Origin of the sequence: Acidocella sp. MX-AZ02 (assembly GCF_000306035.1) — a bacterium.
GTDB lineage: Bacteria > Pseudomonadota > Alphaproteobacteria > Acetobacterales > Acetobacteraceae > Acidocella > Acidocella facilis.
Window position 1 is genome coordinate 652,019 of record NZ_JH976207.1, and the last position, 15,602, is coordinate 667,620.

Annotated in this window: 19 protein-coding genes and 1 tRNA gene; 6 read left to right on the forward strand and 14 right to left on the reverse strand. The window is 65.1% G+C overall.

The genetic code is table 11. The annotated features are described in order from the left end of the window. Positions 1-124 precede the first annotated feature (124 nt). The 4 genes from MXAZACID_RS03230 to gatC all read right to left on the reverse strand — a co-directional run bounded on the left by MXAZACID_RS03230 (position 125) and on the right by gatC (position 3,961). Positions 125-661, reverse strand: a complete 537-nt coding sequence (locus MXAZACID_RS03230; protein WP_008492635.1) for a flavin reductase family protein — start codon at positions 659-661, stop codon at positions 125-127. Between the two features lie 89 nt (positions 662-750). Continuing rightward, a complete protein-coding gene (gene gatB, locus MXAZACID_RS03235; protein ID WP_008492636.1) occupies positions 751-2,202 on the reverse strand; it encodes an Asp-tRNA(Asn)/Glu-tRNA(Gln) amidotransferase subunit GatB in 1,452 nt (483 codons plus the stop codon). Then, positions 2,202-3,677: an Asp-tRNA(Asn)/Glu-tRNA(Gln) amidotransferase subunit GatA gene (gene gatA, locus MXAZACID_RS03240; RefSeq protein WP_008492637.1), complete on the reverse strand. Its 1,476-nt coding sequence runs from the start codon at positions 3,675-3,677 to the stop codon at positions 2,202-2,204. The genes gatB and gatA overlap by 1 nt, the downstream gene beginning before the upstream one ends. After that, a complete protein-coding gene (gene gatC / locus MXAZACID_RS03245) occupies positions 3,674-3,961 on the reverse strand; it encodes an Asp-tRNA(Asn)/Glu-tRNA(Gln) amidotransferase subunit GatC (protein ID WP_008492638.1) in 288 nt (95 codons plus the stop codon). Before gatC ends, gatA begins: the two co-directional genes overlap by 4 nt. 47 nt (positions 3,962-4,008) lie before the next feature. On the opposite strand from gatC, the gene ruvX reads away from it, so the two are divergent. The 3 genes from ruvX to MXAZACID_RS03255 are packed head-to-tail and all read left to right on the forward strand — an operon-like array spanning position 4,009 to position 5,324. Then, a complete protein-coding gene (ruvX, locus tag MXAZACID_RS03250) occupies positions 4,009-4,470 on the forward strand; it encodes a Holliday junction resolvase RuvX (RefSeq protein ID WP_008492639.1) in 462 nt (153 codons plus the stop codon). Then, positions 4,454-4,705, forward strand: coding sequence for a hypothetical protein (locus MXAZACID_RS19640; RefSeq protein WP_205619725.1), 252 nt, complete (start codon positions 4,454-4,456; stop codon positions 4,703-4,705). The genes ruvX and MXAZACID_RS19640 overlap by 17 nt, the downstream gene beginning before the upstream one ends. Before the next feature lie 37 nt (positions 4,706-4,742). Beyond that, a complete protein-coding gene (locus tag MXAZACID_RS03255; RefSeq protein WP_008492641.1) occupies positions 4,743-5,324 on the forward strand; it encodes a fasciclin domain-containing protein in 582 nt (193 codons plus the stop codon). Between the two features lie 59 nt (positions 5,325-5,383). On the opposite strand, the gene MXAZACID_RS03260 is transcribed toward MXAZACID_RS03255, so the two are convergent. The 3 genes from MXAZACID_RS03260 to MXAZACID_RS03265 form a co-directional block, all read right to left on the reverse strand. Continuing rightward, positions 5,384-5,557 carry a CsbD family protein gene (locus MXAZACID_RS03260; RefSeq protein ID WP_008492642.1) on the reverse strand — a complete coding sequence of 58 codons (174 nt, stop codon included), beginning with the start codon at positions 5,555-5,557 and terminating at the stop codon, positions 5,384-5,386. 76 nt (positions 5,558-5,633) lie between these two features. Beyond that, positions 5,634-5,753 carry an entericidin A/B family lipoprotein gene (locus MXAZACID_RS18150; protein ID WP_240376509.1) on the reverse strand — a complete coding sequence of 40 codons (120 nt, stop codon included), beginning with the start codon at positions 5,751-5,753 and terminating at the stop codon, positions 5,634-5,636. A gap of 201 nt (positions 5,754-5,954) precedes the next feature. Continuing rightward, a complete protein-coding gene (locus MXAZACID_RS03265; RefSeq protein ID WP_039884687.1) occupies positions 5,955-6,962 on the reverse strand; it encodes an LLM class flavin-dependent oxidoreductase in 1,008 nt (335 codons plus the stop codon). Between the two features lie 126 nt (positions 6,963-7,088). Between MXAZACID_RS03265 and MXAZACID_RS03270 the strand changes: the two genes are divergently transcribed. Next, complete coding sequence (locus MXAZACID_RS03270) at positions 7,089-8,108, forward strand: LLM class flavin-dependent oxidoreductase (RefSeq protein WP_008492645.1); 1,020 nt, start codon at positions 7,089-7,091, stop codon at positions 8,106-8,108. Between the two features lie 86 nt (positions 8,109-8,194). On the opposite strand, the gene MXAZACID_RS03275 is transcribed toward MXAZACID_RS03270, so the two are convergent. The 3 genes from MXAZACID_RS03275 to lipB form a co-directional block, all read right to left on the reverse strand. Beyond that, positions 8,195-8,695, reverse strand: coding sequence for an OsmC family protein (locus tag MXAZACID_RS03275; RefSeq protein WP_008492646.1), 501 nt, complete (start codon positions 8,693-8,695; stop codon positions 8,195-8,197). 86 nt (positions 8,696-8,781) lie between these two features. Continuing rightward, the gene (locus MXAZACID_RS03280; protein ID WP_008492647.1) at positions 8,782-9,150 is read right to left on the reverse strand and encodes a gamma-glutamylcyclotransferase family protein; all 369 of its coding nucleotides are present in this window, start codon (positions 9,148-9,150) and stop codon (positions 8,782-8,784) included. Then, entirely contained in the window at positions 9,147-9,797 is a 651-nt protein-coding gene (gene lipB / locus MXAZACID_RS03285; protein ID WP_008492648.1) for a lipoyl(octanoyl) transferase LipB, read from the reverse strand. Before lipB ends, MXAZACID_RS03280 begins: the two co-directional genes overlap by 4 nt. Positions 9,798-9,853: 56 nt before the next feature. Here lipB and MXAZACID_RS03290 point away from each other — a divergent pair. Both MXAZACID_RS03290 and MXAZACID_RS03295 read left to right on the forward strand, forming a co-directional pair. Then, positions 9,854-9,939: transfer RNA gene (locus tag MXAZACID_RS03290), tRNA-Leu, on the forward strand. A 117-nt stretch (positions 9,940-10,056) separates the two neighbouring features. Beyond that, entirely contained in the window at positions 10,057-12,330 is a 2,274-nt protein-coding gene (locus MXAZACID_RS03295) for an NADP-dependent malic enzyme (protein WP_008492649.1), read from the forward strand. 219 nt (positions 12,331-12,549) lie between these two features. On the opposite strand, the gene MXAZACID_RS03300 is transcribed toward MXAZACID_RS03295, so the two are convergent. The 4 genes from MXAZACID_RS03300 to MXAZACID_RS03315 form a co-directional block, all read right to left on the reverse strand. Next, entirely contained in the window at positions 12,550-12,804 is a 255-nt protein-coding gene (locus tag MXAZACID_RS03300; RefSeq protein ID WP_008492650.1) for a hypothetical protein, read from the reverse strand. A gap of 100 nt (positions 12,805-12,904) precedes the next feature. Further along, the gene (gene lpxB / locus MXAZACID_RS03305; RefSeq protein WP_008492651.1) at positions 12,905-14,059 is read right to left on the reverse strand and encodes a lipid-A-disaccharide synthase; all 1,155 of its coding nucleotides are present in this window, start codon (positions 14,057-14,059) and stop codon (positions 12,905-12,907) included. Continuing rightward, positions 14,056-14,922, reverse strand: a complete 867-nt coding sequence (locus MXAZACID_RS03310; RefSeq protein ID WP_008492652.1) for a carbon-nitrogen hydrolase family protein — start codon at positions 14,920-14,922, stop codon at positions 14,056-14,058. The genes lpxB and MXAZACID_RS03310 overlap by 4 nt, the downstream gene beginning before the upstream one ends. Continuing rightward, positions 14,919-15,533: a hypothetical protein gene (locus MXAZACID_RS03315; protein WP_008492653.1), complete on the reverse strand. Its 615-nt coding sequence runs from the start codon at positions 15,531-15,533 to the stop codon at positions 14,919-14,921. Before MXAZACID_RS03315 ends, MXAZACID_RS03310 begins: the two co-directional genes overlap by 4 nt. Between the last annotated feature and the right edge of the window lie 69 nt (positions 15,534-15,602).

Here is a 15,602-nt window from a genome sequence, read left to right on the forward strand (position 1 = left end):
GGTGCCGCTTTTTTTACAAAAAAAGCGGCGAAAACGTTCGGGGCGTTGGCAACGCCCTACAAAACCCCCAAACGCTTTGCAGCCCTTTTTGAAAAAAGGGCCGCCCCCCAAAAACTTTTGCCCCCTACTTCATTCTCGATTTCAGCGTCACCCGCTCACCATCCACGCTGAACGCGCCATAGCCGTGGTGGTGCAGCATCGGCGCCTCCCGTAAGGCCGGATTCACCCAGCCCTTCACGCATTCCAGCACGAACATGTCATAAGCCTTCACCATCGTGCGGTCGCGCAGCCGGCATTCCAGGTTCACAATCGCCTCCCCAATCAACGGCGCCGCGACCCGGGCCGCGGGCAGGGGGGTGAGGTCGAAATTGCCGAATTTATCCGTATCATCCCCGGTGCAATTCCCAACCCCGGTGACGATGCGCGCCAGCCCCGCCGGCGGCACCGCGATCACCGCCTCGCCCTGGGTGAGCAATGCCGCGTAGCTGTGATTGGCCCGCGCCACCACGCAGCCGATCAGCGCCGGCTCGAATCCCAGCACCATATGCCAGGACATCGCCATCACATTCGGCTTTCGCCCCGGCATCTGCGTGGTCAGCAGCACCACCGGGCCGGGTTCAATGAATTGATAAGCGTCCGAGAGCGGCAGATCTTGCATCATGGCCGCAACGCATAAACCCCGCCCAGAGGGCGGGGTTTGATCCGTATCAAGCACAGCCCGCGCAAAACCGCGCGGCAGGCATGAGCAAATCAGCCGAGCTGCTTCTTCACCGCCTCGTTCACCAGAGCAGGGTTGCCCTTGCCCTGCATCGCCTTCATCACCTGGCCGACGAAGAAGCCGAACAGCTTATCCTTGCCGGATTTGTACTCGGCCACCTTGTCCTGGTTCTCCGCCAGCACCTTGGTCACCGCCGCGTCGATGGCGCCGGTATCGGTCACCTGGCGCAGCCCCTTCTCCTCGACGATGGCCCCCGGCGCCTTGCCGGTTTCCACCATCTCCTCGAACACATCCTTGGCGATGCGGCCATTGATGGTCTTGTCGGTGATCAGATCCAGCAGCGCACCGAGATCAGCGGCGGACACCGGCGGGTTCTCGATGCTCTTGCCGGTGCGGTTCATCGCCGCGAAGAAATCGCCGGAGATCCAGTTGGCGGCGAGCTTGCCATCGCGCCCCTTGGCCACGGTTTCGTAGAAATCCGCCGTCGCCTGGTCGGCCACCAGCACGCCCGCATCATAGAACGGGATGCCATATTCGGCGCAGAAGCGGGCGCGCTTCTCATCCGGCAGCTCCGGCAGATTGGCTTTCAGCTCATCCACCCAAGCCTGCTCCAGCACCAGCGGCAGCAGATCCGGCTCGGGGAAATAGCGATAATCATGCGCATCCTCCTTGGAGCGCATCGAGCGCGTCTCGCCCTTGGCGGGATCGTACAGGCGGGTCTCCTGCACCACTTCGCCGCCGCTCTCCCAGACCTCGATCTGGCGCAGCGCCTCCGCCTCCACCGCATGCATTACGAAGCGCACGGAATTGACGTTCTTGATCTCGCAGCGCGTGCGGAACGCCTCGCCGGGCTTGCGCACGGAGACATTCACGTCCGCGCGCATGGAGCCTTCCTCCATATTGCCGTCGCAGGTGCCGAGATAGCGCACGATCTGGCGGATCTTGCGCAAGTAAGCGCCCGCTTCTTCCGGCGAGCGTATATCCGGCTCGGAGACAATCTCCATCAGCCCGACACCGGCACGGTTCAAATCCACCACCGATTTCGCCGGATGCTGGTCATGCATGGACTTGCCGGCATCCTGCTCCAGATGCAGCCGGGTGATGCCAATATGCTTGATCGTGCCGTCCTGCAGCTCGATCTCGACCGTCCCGGTGCCGACAATCGGGTGCTCGAACTGGCTGATCTGATAGCCCTGCGGCAGATCGGCGTAGAAATAATTCTTCCGGTCGAAGCGCGAGAACAGGTTGATCTGCGCCTTCAGCCCCAGCCCGGTGCGCACCGCCTGCGCCACGCATTCCTGATTGATCACCGGCAGCATGCCGGGAAAGCCGGCATCGATGAAGGAGACATGCGCATTCGGCGCGCCGCCATAGGTGGCCGAGGCGCCGGAGAACAGCTTGGACTGAGAAATCACCTGGGCATGGACTTCGAGGCCGACCACGACCTCCCAGGCGCCGGTGCTGCCTTCAAGTGTATAGGCCATTATTTCGCTCGCACTTCAGGCAGGGCCGAGAAGCCCGCCGCGTTTTCGATGGCAGCCGAGACCGCGAACACCGTTTCCTCGTCAAAATGCTTGCCGATGACCTGCAGGCCCAGCGGCAGCCCATCAGCGGAGAGGCCCGCCGGCACGCTCATCGCCGGCACGCCCGCCAGCGAAGCCGGCACGGTGAACACGTCGTTGAGATACATCGTCACCGGATCATCCATCTTCTCGCCGAGCCCGAAGGCGGCGGAGGGGGCGGTGGGGGTGAGGATGGCGTCCACCTGGCCGAAGGCGTCGGTGAAATCCTTCAGGATCAGGTTCCGCACCTTCTGCGCTTTCAGGTAATAAGCGTCGTAATAGCCATGGCTCAGCACATAGGTGCCGATCATGATGCGCCGCTTCACCTCGGCCCCGAATCCCTCGGCGCGGCTGCGCTCATAGAGATCGATCAGATCCGCGCCATCGACGCGCTTGCCGTAGCGCACGCCATCATAGCGGGCGAGGTTGGAGGAGGCCTCCGCCGGGGCGACGATATAATACACCGCCAGGCCGTATTTGGTGTGCGGCAGGGAAATCTCGACAATCTCCGCCCCCTGCGCCTTGAGCCACTCAATGCCCTTGTCCCAGAGCGCCAGGATCTCAGGATTGGTGCCCTCCAGCCGGTATTCCTTGGGAATGCCGATCTTCAGCCCCTTCACGCCGCGGGTCAGCGACGCGGTGAAATCCGGCACAGCGCGGTCGGCGGAGGTGGAATCCTTCGCATCGAACCCGGCCATGGCGTTCAGCAGCAGCGCGTTATCCTCGACATTGCGCGCCATCGGCCCCGGCTGGTCGAGCGAGGAGGCGAAGGCCACCACGCCAAAGCGCGAGCAGCGGCCATAGGTGGGCTTGATGCCGGCCAGACCCGTAAAGGCGGCGGGCTGGCGGATGGAGCCGCCCGTATCCGTGCCGGTGGCGGCGAGCGCGATGCGCGCGGCCACGGCGGCGGCGGAACCGCCGGAGGAGCCGCCCGGCACCAGCTTGGCCTCCGAGCCCTGGCGCTTCCAGGGATTCTCGACCGCGCCATAGAAGGAGGTGATGTTGGAGGAGCCCATGGCGAACTCGTCCAGATTGGCCTTGCCCAGCATCACCGCGCCGGCCGCCTTCAACTTGCCCGAAACCGTGCTCTCATAAGGCGGCACGAACGGCTCCAGGATCGCGCTTCCCGCCGTGGTGCGCACACCCTCGGTGCAGAACAGATCCTTCATCGCGATGGGAATGCCGGTCAGCGGCGTGGCCTCACCAGCCGCGATGCGCGCATCGGCGGCCTTGGCCTGTTCCAGCGCCAGCTCCGGGGTGGTGGTGATATAGGCGTTCAAACGCGGGTTCAGCGCCGCCACGGCCTCGTTATAGGCGCTGGTCAGCTCCACGGCCGAAATCTCTTTCGCCTTCAACGCTTTCGCGGCGCCGGCGAGGGTCAGGTCAAACATGCTCATTCCACAACTTTCGGCACGGCAAAGAAGTTTCCGATGCGGTCGGGGGCGTTGGCCAGGATCTTCTCCGCCATGTCGCCGTCAGTGACCTGGTCCTCGCGCTGGCGCAGCGCCATCTGCGCGCCGCCAGAGAGCGGCTCGACCCCGTCCACATTCACCTCGCCAAGTTGTTCCACATAGCCCAGAATCGCGTTCAGCTCATTCTGGAGGGTGGAAACCTCCTCGTCATTCACCCTGATCCGGGCCAGTTTCGCAATCCGGCGTACCGTTGCGGCGTCCAGCGACATACCAAAATCCCTTGGCTAAAAAATCCGGGCGGACCATACAGGCGGCCATGGCGCTCTACAACCTGTCCGAATTTTTATCCCTTCTGCCCCCCGGCTCCCGGCTGCTGGGGCTCGATCCCGGCTCCAAACGCATCGGCGTGGCGCTCTCCGATGTCGGCTTGCGCATCGCCAGCCCCTACACCACCCTCCAGCGCACCAAGATGAAGTTCAACGCCGTCGAGATCGGCGAGATCGCGGTGCGCGAAGGGGTGGGGGGGCTGATCATCGGCCTGCCGCTGGATGGCGAGCAGACACTCGGCCCCCGCGCCCAGGCGGCGCGGGACTGGGCGCATGGGCTCAGCGATCTTCTTGGCCTGCCGGTGGCGATGGTGGATGAGAGCTATTCCACGGCCGAGACGCATGAGCGGCTGATTGAGGCCGGGGTGAGCCGGGCGCGCCGCGCCGAGATCGTCGACAAGCTGGCGGCGGCGGAGATTTTGCAACGCGCCCTGGATGCGCTGCAAGCCTGACGCTGAAGGCTGTTGCAAAATTGAAAAAGTTTTTTGGGGGCTTTTTCCAAAAAGCCCCCACGCTATCGCCGCCTTTTCGAAAAAAAGCGGCACCGAAAAAACATTTATCATTTTCCAAAGGCTTGTTTTTATAGAGTCTCTTAAAACTCTCGCGGGCTTATGGACGAAAATTCATCCATATTCCCGCGCCTCCGGCAATCCGTCCGCCCGGCGCGCGCGTAATCCTATTTGTTAACGAACCATTCAGGTTCTAACCAACAAGGAAATGTCGGATGTCTGTTAAAAAATTGCGGCTCGCTTTGGCCTTTTCAGGAGTCTTGCTGCTGCCTGGCCTCGCCGCCGCGCAATCCATGTCGGCGCAATCCATGTCGGCGGATCCCATGGTCGGCGGCGCCGCCATGTATCCCAGCCGGAACATCGTGCAAAACGCCTTGAACTCGAAGGACCACACAACACTCGTCGCGGCGGTGAAGGCGGCCGGGCTGGTGCCAACGCTGGAAGGCAAGGGGCCGTTTACCGTGTTCGCGCCGACCAATGAGGCCTTCGCGGCGCTGCCGGCGGGCACCGTGCCAACGCTGCTGAAGCCTGAGAACAAGGCTGAGCTGGTCAAGATTCTCACCTATCATGTTGTGCCCGGGCGCTACACCGCGGCGGATATCGAGAACATGATCCAGCAAGGTGGCGGCACCGCGCAGCTCAAGACAGTTGAAGGCGAGCCGCTCACCTTCAGCAACGCGCCGGCGGGCGGGTTGCTGGTGAAGGACGCGAAGGGCGATGAAGCGAAAATCACGATCAGCGACGTCATGCAGTCCAACGGCGTGATTCAGGTGATCGACAAGGTGCTGATGCCCTGACAATCAAAAAGGCGGCGGGGTGATCCCCGCCGCCTTCATCGGAAAGAGCCTGGAAGCGCTTAATGCTTCTTCGCGGCGTCCTTCAGCCCGCCAACGGTGTTCTGCACCTTGCCTTCGACCTTGTCGGCCTTGCCTTCGGCCTGCAGCTTGGTGTCGCCGGTGACCTTCCCGGCGGCTTCCTTCACCGCGCCCTTGGCCTGCTTCAGGGTGCCTTCAATACGATCCTTGTCCATGTTGTATCTCCTTATTCAAGATTTGTGATTGACGCTGGGATAGCCTCGGTGCCAGCGAAGCTGGCGGCGCGACGGATCAGGGGCTGGGCTTGCTGGGCGCGTTGGCATTGGCGCTGTTGGTCAGCGCGTGGCCGCCCTGGGAGAGATCCTGCCCGACGCCCGCCGTGGTATGGCAGGCAGCAAGACCTGCCGCCATCGAAACCATCGCGAACAGACCGAATGCAACACGAAACTTAGAAACCATCGCCCAAAATCCCTTATCCTTTTTGGAACGGTCCCCGGATTGGGACGCGTATCGTGAACTAGGATCTTGTCCTGCGACTGAGAGAATTCAATGCAAAACACTAAAGCTTTCAAATTTGACAGGTTCGTCTCATGAAACCTGCGTCATCGAATTTTAAGTGAGACCAAACGCCCTGGCGAGCAGCTCATAGGATCTGGTCCGCACCGCCGGATCGTAAACCGCCGTGGTGATGGCGATCTCGTCCAGCTGCAGATCCCGGCCCAGCCTGTGCAGCCGCTCCGCCACCTGTTCCGGCGTGCCGATGAAATTGCGCGAGAGCGACATTTGCATCTGCGCCTGCTCGGCCTCGGAAAACCCCATCTGGTCGGCCTCCTCGGGCGAGGGCAGGGGGATATAGAGGCCGCGATTGCGCATCGCCCAGAAGGCGCCACGGGATTTCGCCCAATATTGCGCCTCCTCCTCGGTTTCCGCCGCCAGCGCGAACACGGTCACCGCGGCGCGGCGCGGCGGCGCTTCCGGGCCGGGCTGCTTGAACTGGGAATGATAAGCGTGCAGCGCCTCCTCCGCCCCGGCGCCGTCGGAGAAGAAATAGGCGAAGGCGTAAGGCAGGCCGAACCAGGCGGCGAGCTGGGCGCCATAGGTGGAGCTGCCGAGAATCCAGATTTCGGGGGCATGCGGCCCGCGCGGCTCGCAGGTGACGGCGCGGAACGGATGATCCACCGGCAGCGCCTGACCGCTGGACCAGGCCATCACATCGCGCACCTGGGCCGGGAACATATCCGCCGCCTGGCGCGCATTCGGGTTCAGGGCCAGCGCCGTGCGCCCATCCGAGCCAGGGGCGCGCCCCAGCCCGAGATCGATCCGCCCCGGCGCGATCGCTTCCAGCACCCGGAACTGCTCGGCCACTTTCAGCGCCGCATAATGCGGCAGCATGATCCCCGCCGCGCCGACGCGGATGCGGCTGGTCTGGCTGGCGATCGCAGCGGCCAGCACCTCCGGCGCCGAGCCCGCCACGGAGCCGGAGCTGTGATGCTCGGAGAGCCAGTAGCGATGATAGCCAAACCCCTCGCAGGCCCGCGCCAGCGCGATGCTCTCGCGGATCGCCTGATCCGGCAGGATGTTGGTGCGGATCGGGGACTGGTCGAGGACGGAAAATTTCATAATGTCCATATAGGCGCGGACGGGCGGCTTGCCAGATCCGCATGGCAGGCCAGACGGTCGGCCGGAATTGGCAAATCCGAGCCGGTGGGCCAAGTAGGCGGCGCTCCCTGACGCAAAGTGATGCAGATGAAGAAAATCGGCTTTCTCTCTTTCGGCCATTGGAACCCCGCGCCCCAGTCCGGCACCCGCAGCGGCGCCGAGGCGCTGCTGCAATCGATCGACCTGGCGGTGGCGGCGGAAGAGTTGGGCGCGGATGGCGCCTATTTCCGGGTGCATCATTTCGCCCGCCAGCTCGCCGCCCCGTTCCCGCTGCTGGCCGCTGTCGGCGCCAAAACCAAGCGCATCGAGATCGGCACCGGCGTCATCGATATGCGCTACGAGAACCCGCTCTACATGGCCGAGGATGCCGGGGCGGCGGACCTGATCTCCGGCGGCCGGCTGCAGCTTGGCATCAGCCGCGGCTCGCCGGAGCAGGTGATCGAGGGCTGGCGCTATTTCGGCTACGCTCCGGCCGAGGGCGAACAGGACAAGGATATGGGCCGCCGCCACGCCATGGTGCTGCTGGAGGTGCTGCGTGGCGAGGGCTTCGCCCAGCCCAACCCGCACCCAATGTTCCCCAACCCGCCCGGCCTGCTGCGCGTCGAGCCGCACGCGCCGGGCCTGCGCGAGCGCATCTGGTGGGGCTCAGGCTCGAACGCCACGGCGGTGTGGGCGGCCCAGCAGGGGATGAACCTGCAAAGCTCCACCCTGAAGGATGACGAAACCGGCGAACCCTTCCATATCCAGCAGGCCAAACAGATTCGCGCCTACCGCGAAGCCTGGGCGGAAGCCGGGCATGAGCGCACGCCGCGCGTTTCCGTCAGCCGTTCGATCTTCGCGCTGATCAACGACCAGGACCGGATGTATTTCGGTCAGGCCAAAGACCAGGACAGCATCGGCATGATCGACGCGCAGACCCGCGCCATCTTCGGCCGCTCCTATGCCGGCGAGCCGGAGGCGCTGATCGAGGAGCTGCGGGCCGACGAGGCGATCGCCGAAGCCGACACGCTGCTGCTCACCGTGCCCAACCAGCTCGGCGTGGACTATAATGCGCATGTGATCGAGGCGATCCTGAAACACATCGCCCCAGCCCTGGGCTGGCGCTAAACCCGCGCAGCTTCCCTGAAAATTCAAAAGTTTTTGGGGGTGTGGGGACTTTTTTCAAAAAGTCCCCACCTTTTACAGCCGCACTCTCAGAGCAGCGTCACCGTACAAGCCGGCGGCGCCGCCAGCGTCTGGAAGATCACGCAATAGCGCTCAGTGCTTTTCAGCAGCCGGGCGCGCGTCGCCTCATCCGCATCGGTGTCCAGCTTGAAGGTCAGGTTGATCGGCCCGAGCCCGACCGGGGCGGCGCGGTCGATTGCCAGCGTGCCGCGCGCATCCCAGAAGGAATGCGCCACCACCCGCGCCTCGCGCAGTTTAATGCCCATGGCGGTGGCGACGGCCGCCAGCGTCACCCCGGCGCAAGCCACCAGCGAATCGAGCAGCAGATCCGCCGAGCACGCCGTGCCCTGCGGCCCGCCCGCCGCCGGATGCAGCCCCGCCTGGGCCGGGCGCGGATTGACCAGCGTGCAGGTCAGGCTTTCCTGCTCGATCACCCCTTCGGACCGGGACTGCACCAGCGCATGGCCAGGGTTCTCCCGGTAATCCTGTTTCAGCGGCGCCTGCAAAGCCCGCAGCGTCTCGGCATCCATCTTCCTCACCTTTCCGTCTTTTGACGAGGAGTATGGGAAGCTTTTCGCCCGCCCTCAACGCTGTTCAAAAACTGCGCGAGCGGATCTCAAAAACTGCGCGAGCGCAGTGTCATCAGCCTCAAATCCGGTGCCCAGAGGATGCGCGTCGGCGCGTCGCCCATGAACACCAAAGCCCGGTGCGCCCCATCCGCCGCCGCCAGCCGCACCCGCATCAGCCGGTAGCGCACCGATTCGTAAGCCTGCAGCCGCACCAGCATGTCGGCGTTGATCCGCATCACCATGCCCGGCACCTGCGCGCCAGGGGCGCGGCGCAGCGTAGGGTAGCGCGCCCCGCGCAATTTCACCCGGGCAAAACCGTGTAGCCGGGCCGGCACCGGCTCATGCCGCAACGGCCGTCCGGCGCAGCGCCCGAACGCATCCTTGTCCGCCAGCGTGCCATAGACGAAAATCTTCATCCGAAAATTTCCCCCCAATGCCGGGCCAGCGCCGCATCCACCACCTCCATCCCCACATCCACGCCCAGCGCCTTCAGGCTGGTCACCCCATGCTCGGCGATGCCGCAGGGCACGATGCCGCCAAAATGGCTCAGCTCCGGCGCCACGTTCAGCGATAGTCCGTGCCAGGTGATCCAGTGCGAGACCCGCACCCCGATGGCGCCGATCTTCTCTTCCGTGCCATCAGCGCGCGCCACCCAGATGCCGACCCGCCCCTCGCGGATCTCACCCTTGATGCCGAATTCCTTCAGCGTGGCGATCACCCAGCGCTCCAGCCCGGCGACATAGCAGCGCACATCGCGCGCCGGCACGCGGCCATGCGGCTTGGCCAGATCCAGCATCGCATAGACCACGCGCTGCCCCGGCCCGTGATAGGTCCATTGCCCGCCACGCCCGGCCTTGTAGGTTGGAAAGCGCGTTGCATCCTGCAGGTCCTCGCGCTTCGCCGAGGTCCCCTCGGTATAAAGCGGCGGATGCTCGACCAGCCAGACCAGCTCCTTGGCCGCCCCGGCGCGGATATCGGCCACCCGCGCCTGCATGCGGGTGAGGGCGGTTTCGTAATCGGTCAGGCCCGGCGAGATTTCCCAATCCAAAGCGTTTTTCGTCATGGCTCCCCTGTTGCAGGCTCCGCGTTCATAGTCTATAGGCCCGCCGCAGCCTCGATGCGGTCGTGGCGGAATGGTAGACGCGCAAGCTTGAGGTGCTTGTGGGGGAAACCTCGTGGAAGTTCGAGTCTTCTCGACCGCACCAAGCTCTCTTCTCCAGAATTAGCGATCTTCAAAAATCACATGGCGGGGCGAGTTGCCAGCCCTGCCGGCTTGCGCCATGAACCCTGCAGATCATTGATTTCGGGGGAGGGTTCGAGACATGGATGAGACCTTACGCAAAGCGGCTCTGGATTATCACCGCTATCCCCGTCCCGGTAAGCTCGCCATCACCGCCACCAAGCGCATGGAAACCTCGCGCGATCTGGCCCTGGCCTATTCGCCCGGCGTCGCCGCCCCCTGCGAGCTGATCAAGGAAGACCCGGACAGCTCCTTCGACCTCACCTCGCGCGGCAATCTGGTCGCGGTCATTACCAACGGCACCGCGGTGCTGGGGCTGGGCAATATCGGCGCGCTCGCCGGCAAGCCGGTGATGGAGGGCAAAGCCGTCCTGTTCAAGAAATTCGCCGGCATCGACAGCTTCGATATCGAGATCGACGAGCAGGACCCGGAGAAATTCATCGAGACGGTGGCGCGGCTGGAGCCCAGCTTCGGCGGCATCAATCTGGAGGACATCAAGGCCCCGGAATGTTTCAGGATCGAGCAGGTCCTGCGCGAGAAGATGAACATTCCGGTGTTTCATGACGACCAGCATGGCACCGCCATCATCGTCGGCGCCGCGGTGCTCAACACCATGACGGTGCTGAACAAGAAGATCGAAGAGGTGAAGATCGTCACCTCCGGCGCCGGCGCCGCCGCACTCTCCTGCGTGAACATCCTCAAGGCGCTGGGCGCCAGCCCCGAGAACATCACCATGACCGACAGGGAGGGCGTGGTGTATAAAGGCCGCCCCAATCTGGACCCGACGCTGGAAGATGTCGCCCGGGAGACCAACGCCCGCAGCCTGCCGGATGTGCTGCCGGGGGCTGATATCTTCCTCGGCCTCTCCGCCCCGCGCGTGCTGAAGGAGGAATGGCTGCATCTGCTGGGCGAGCGCCCGCTGATCCTGGCCCTGGCCAATCCCGAGCCGGAGATCATGCCCGAGATCGTCCAGCGCGTCCGCCCGGATGCGATCATGGCGACCGGCCGCTCGGACTTCCCCAACCAGGTCAATAACGTCATCTGCTTCCCCTTCATCTTCCGCGGCGCGCTGGATGTGCGCGCCACCGCGATCACCGAGGGGATGAAGCTGGCCGCCGTGCGCGCCATCGCCGAGCTGACGCATGTCGAGGCCTCGGACGTGGTCGCCGCCGCCTATGGCGGCAAGGCGCCGGTGTTTGGCCCGGATTACATCATTCCCAAGCCCTTCGATCCCCGGCTGATCCTGCATGTCGCCCCGGCCGTCGCCCAGGCGGCGATGGATGAGGGCGTGGCGCGCAAGCCGATCGAGGATTTCGAGGCTTATATGCATGAGCTGGAGCGCTTCGTGTTCCGCTCCGGCCAGTTGCTGCGCCCGGTGATCGAGGTGGCGCGCAAGGCGAAGCCGCGCATCGTCTATGCCGAGGGCGAGGATGAGCGCACGCTGCGCGCCGTGCAGAGCGTGGTGGATGACGGGCTGGCCAAGCCGATCCTGATCGGCAAGACCGAGGCGGTGATCGCGCGCATCCAGTCGCTCGGCCTGCGCCTGCGCCCTGGCCAGGACGTGCAGATCGTCGATCTGGAGCAGGATACGGCGCTGTTCGAGCAGCTGCTGGCGGCCTATTCCAAGCGCGTCGGCCGGCGCGGCACCCCGCCGGATGCCGCCGCCCGGCATGTACGCAAACGCCCGACGGTGACGGCGGCGATGCTGCTGGAGCAGGGGGCGGCGGATGCCGCCATCTGCGGCGGCACCGGCGATTGGTGGCGGCAATTCCAGTATGCGCTGCCTATCGTGCCGCGCAGCACCGGCTCGGGCCGCGTCTTCGCGCTGACCGCCCTGATCCTGCAGGCCGGTCCGCTGTTCTTCTGCGATACCCATGTGAATGTGGACCCGAGCGCCGAAGAGGTGGCGGAGATGACGCTGATGGCGGCCGAGACGGTGCGGCATTTCGGCCTGCCGCCGAAGGTGGCGCTGCTCTCCCACTCCAATTTCGGCGCCTCCAACTCGCCTTCGGCGAAGAAGATGCGCAAGGCGCTGGGGCTGATCCGGGCGCGCGACCCGGAGCTGGAGGTGGATGGCGAAATGCACGCCGATGCCGCCCTGGCCGAGCAGATCCGCCACCAGGCGCTGCCCGATTCGACCCTGACCGGCACCGCCAACCTGCTGATCTTCCCGAATATCGATGCCGCCAATATCGCCTATAATCTGGTCAAGGCGACCGGCGAGGCGGTGACGGTGGGGCCGATGCTGCTGGGGCTGGAGAAGCCGCTGCATATCGCCGTGCCCAGCACCACAGCGCGCGGCATCACCAACCTCTCCGCCGTGGCGGCGATGCAGGCGGCGCTGGCGGCAAAGTAAAAGTGGACGAACCCGGCAAAGCCACCACCGCCGCAAGGCGGCGGTGGAAGCCCGCCGAAGGGCCGCTTTTTTACAAAAACCGCCGAACGCTGATGCGCTAGCAAGATCGATGCCATTGCCCTACGAGTCGGGCAGTGTTTTGGAAGAGGCTGCCCCTACAGCGTATCTCTTGCCACGCCGTTCGGCGAGCGCCGCGCGCGGTACGGCTGAAGGGCCGGCTCAGGCCAGCAGATTGATCCCGCCACTGGCGCTGGGGCTGGCGCTGGCGCTGCCCGGTTCCGGCGGGCGGGTGCGCGGGGTGGTGGCGATGGAGACGATATCGCCCTTCTTGTCCCGCACGGTGGTCACGGTGGAGCCGTCCGGCAGGGTGGTGACGTTGGTGGTGTCGCCTGAAGTGCTGGAATTGAAGACGCTGGCCAGCGCATTGCTGGTGCTGCCCAGCCCGACGCTGCCGATACTCATGCTGGCACTCATGCTGCTCTCCTGGTCATGTTGGCCGCCTGTTTTGGCAGGGGGGTGGAGGTTCAGAGTCTCATCATGGGCGCAGTGAAGCAGGAAAAAGTTAAGAACTGATTTACGGGTCCGGCGAGGCCGCAACCACGCCGAGAATCGCCCGTGCCGCCGCCGCCGATGGCGTGCCCTCCGGGGCGCGCAAGCTGGCCAGGGCGGCGGTGAAGCCGGCACGCTGGGCCGCGGCTTCCGCCGCATCGGTCAGCAGGCCGCGCACGGTCTGCGCCAGCCGCGCCGGCGCGCAATCCTCCTGCAGCAATTCCGGCACCAGGGCGCGCCCCGCCAGCAGATTGATCATCGCCACATGCGGCACCTTGATCAGACGGCGGGCCATCATTGCCGAGAGCGGGTTGACCCGGTAGGTGACCGCCATCGGCACCCCCGCCATCGCCAGCTCCAGCGTCGAGGTGCCGGATTTGGTCAGCGCGGCGCGGGCGGCGGCGAAGGCATCGTAGCGCTCCGATACGCCGCGCACGATGATCGGCCGCACCGGCCAGTCCGCCATATGCGCCGCCACCGCCTCGGCGATGCCTGCGGCCGCCGCCACCACCGGCACCAGCCCCGGCACATCCGGCTGCAACAGCGCCAGCGTGTCCCGGAACACTGGCAGCAGGCGCTTGGTTTCGGTGACGCGCGAGCCCGGCATCAGCACCAGCGGCACAGCGTCCGGCGCGAGCTTGTGGGTGGCGTGAAAGCGCGCCGCATCGCCGGCATCGGCGCCGGATTCCAGCACCGGATGGCCGGTGAAAACCGGATGCAGCCCGTGCGGGGCGAAGAAATCCGGCTCGAAGGGCAGCAGGCAGAGCAGCTCCTCCCACAGACCGGGGAAATGCTTCACCCGCTCCTGCCGCCAGGCCCAGACCTGCGGCGCGACATAATGCACCCGCTTCGGCCCGCCCGGGCCGATGGCTTTCAGTACCCGCAAGGTGAAGCCAGGGCTGTCGATGGTCAGCAAAATATCCGGCTTTTCGGCGCGGATGGCCTCGATGGTCTGTTTCAGCCGCGCCTTCAGATGCAGAACCTTGGGCAAAATCTCCGCCAGCCCCATCAGCGCCAGCTCCTGCATCGGGAACAGCGAGGTCAGCCCGGCCTCCGCCATGCGCGCCCCGCCAATGCCGGAGAATTGGATCTCCGGCTCCAGGTTTCGTAGCGCTAGCATCAGGCGCATGCCGAGCACGTCGCCGCTGGCCTCGCCGGCGATGATGAAGATGCGGGTCATCGCAGCGCTACGATTTCAGTGGGGGCGACCGGCGCCCAGTCGCGGTGATTGAGCACCGCCCCTTGCGCGCGCACCGCGTCGATGGCGGCGAAATCGACTTGGGCGAAAACCAGAGCCGGCTCGTTCAGCGCCCCGGCGGTGGCGACGCCGTCATCCGGAAAGCCCGTGTCGCAAGGGGTGAAGAGGGCGGCATGGCCGATATTCACATCGATGGAGCCGGACCAGGCGGCCTCGCCGATCAACGGCACCACGGCGGTATAGCATTGATTTTCCACCGCCCGGGCGCGGGCGGAGAAACGCACCCGGTTGAAGCCGGCGGGCGAGGCGGTGCAGCAGGGGATCAAAATCAGCTTCGCCCCCGCCGCCACCTGGGCGCGCACATGCAGCGGAAACTCGCTGTCATAGCAGATCGACACGCCGATCAGCCCGAAGGCAGTGTCGAACACCACAGGCGCGGCGCCGCCGGCAACCCCCCATTCCTCAGCCTCGAAGCGGGTCATCGCCTGCTTGTCCTGGAAGCCCATGGTGCCGGAGGGGGCGATGAAGGGGGCGCGGTTGCGGATTTTGCCGTCCGCATCGCGCATCGGCAGCGAGCCGCCGAGGATGTGCAGCTTGTGGCGCATCGCCATCTCGCGCAGCCCGCTGAGGATCAGCTCGGCCTGGTCCACCACATGCAGCAGCTCGGCCGCGATGTCCGGGGCTTTGATCTCCGCCCCGGCGCAGACCATGGCGGCATATTCCGGCAGCACCAGCATGTCCGCCCCGGCCAGGGCAGCCTCGGCGGCCAGGCGCTCCAGCCGCAGCAGGAAGGCCTTGAAGCTGGCGGGGGCGGAGACCCCGAACGGGGCGAGGGCGAGCTTCATAGGCGCTTGGTCCAGAAGGTTAGGTTTTTGGTGCTGGCGGCGGCTTCGTCCACATCCCGCCAGCTCATCTGGCAGACCAGATCCTCGCGCCTTGTGAAGCCGCGCTTGGTCCAGAATCCATCCAGCGGCTGGTAGCCATCCGGGCGCAGCCAATGGCTGGCGGGGCGCTGCACGGCGCAGAACGCCGCCAGGGTGGCGCCATAGGCGCGGGCCTGGCGCTCGCGCGCGACGAAAAACCCAACCCCCAGCCCGCGGCCGCGATAGGCTTTCTCCAGCACGCTCTCGCCGAAATAGAAAATATCGGAAATATCGATGCCGGCTTCCAGAAACGGGGTTTTCACCGCCTGGGTCTCGGCGGAAAGCGGCAGGCAGGTGGCGGCGCCGACGATTCGCTCGCCGATTCGGGCCAGCACGATGGCAGCACCCTTCACCCGCACATAGGTCTGCAGATAGTCGCGCTCATGCGCCTCGTCGCCGTCATAGAGATAGGGAAATTCACGGAAAACCTCGATGCGCAGCCGGGCGAGGTCGGGCAGCGCCGCCTGCGCCTCCTCGCCGGTGACGGTCTCCAGTTCAAGCTTGGCGCGCGGGGTGGGGGGCGGCAGGGTCATACGCGGCGCAGAATGTCCGCAGCGGGCGGACCTGCCAAGCGCCCAGCTCAAGAACTAATAAAAGTTTTT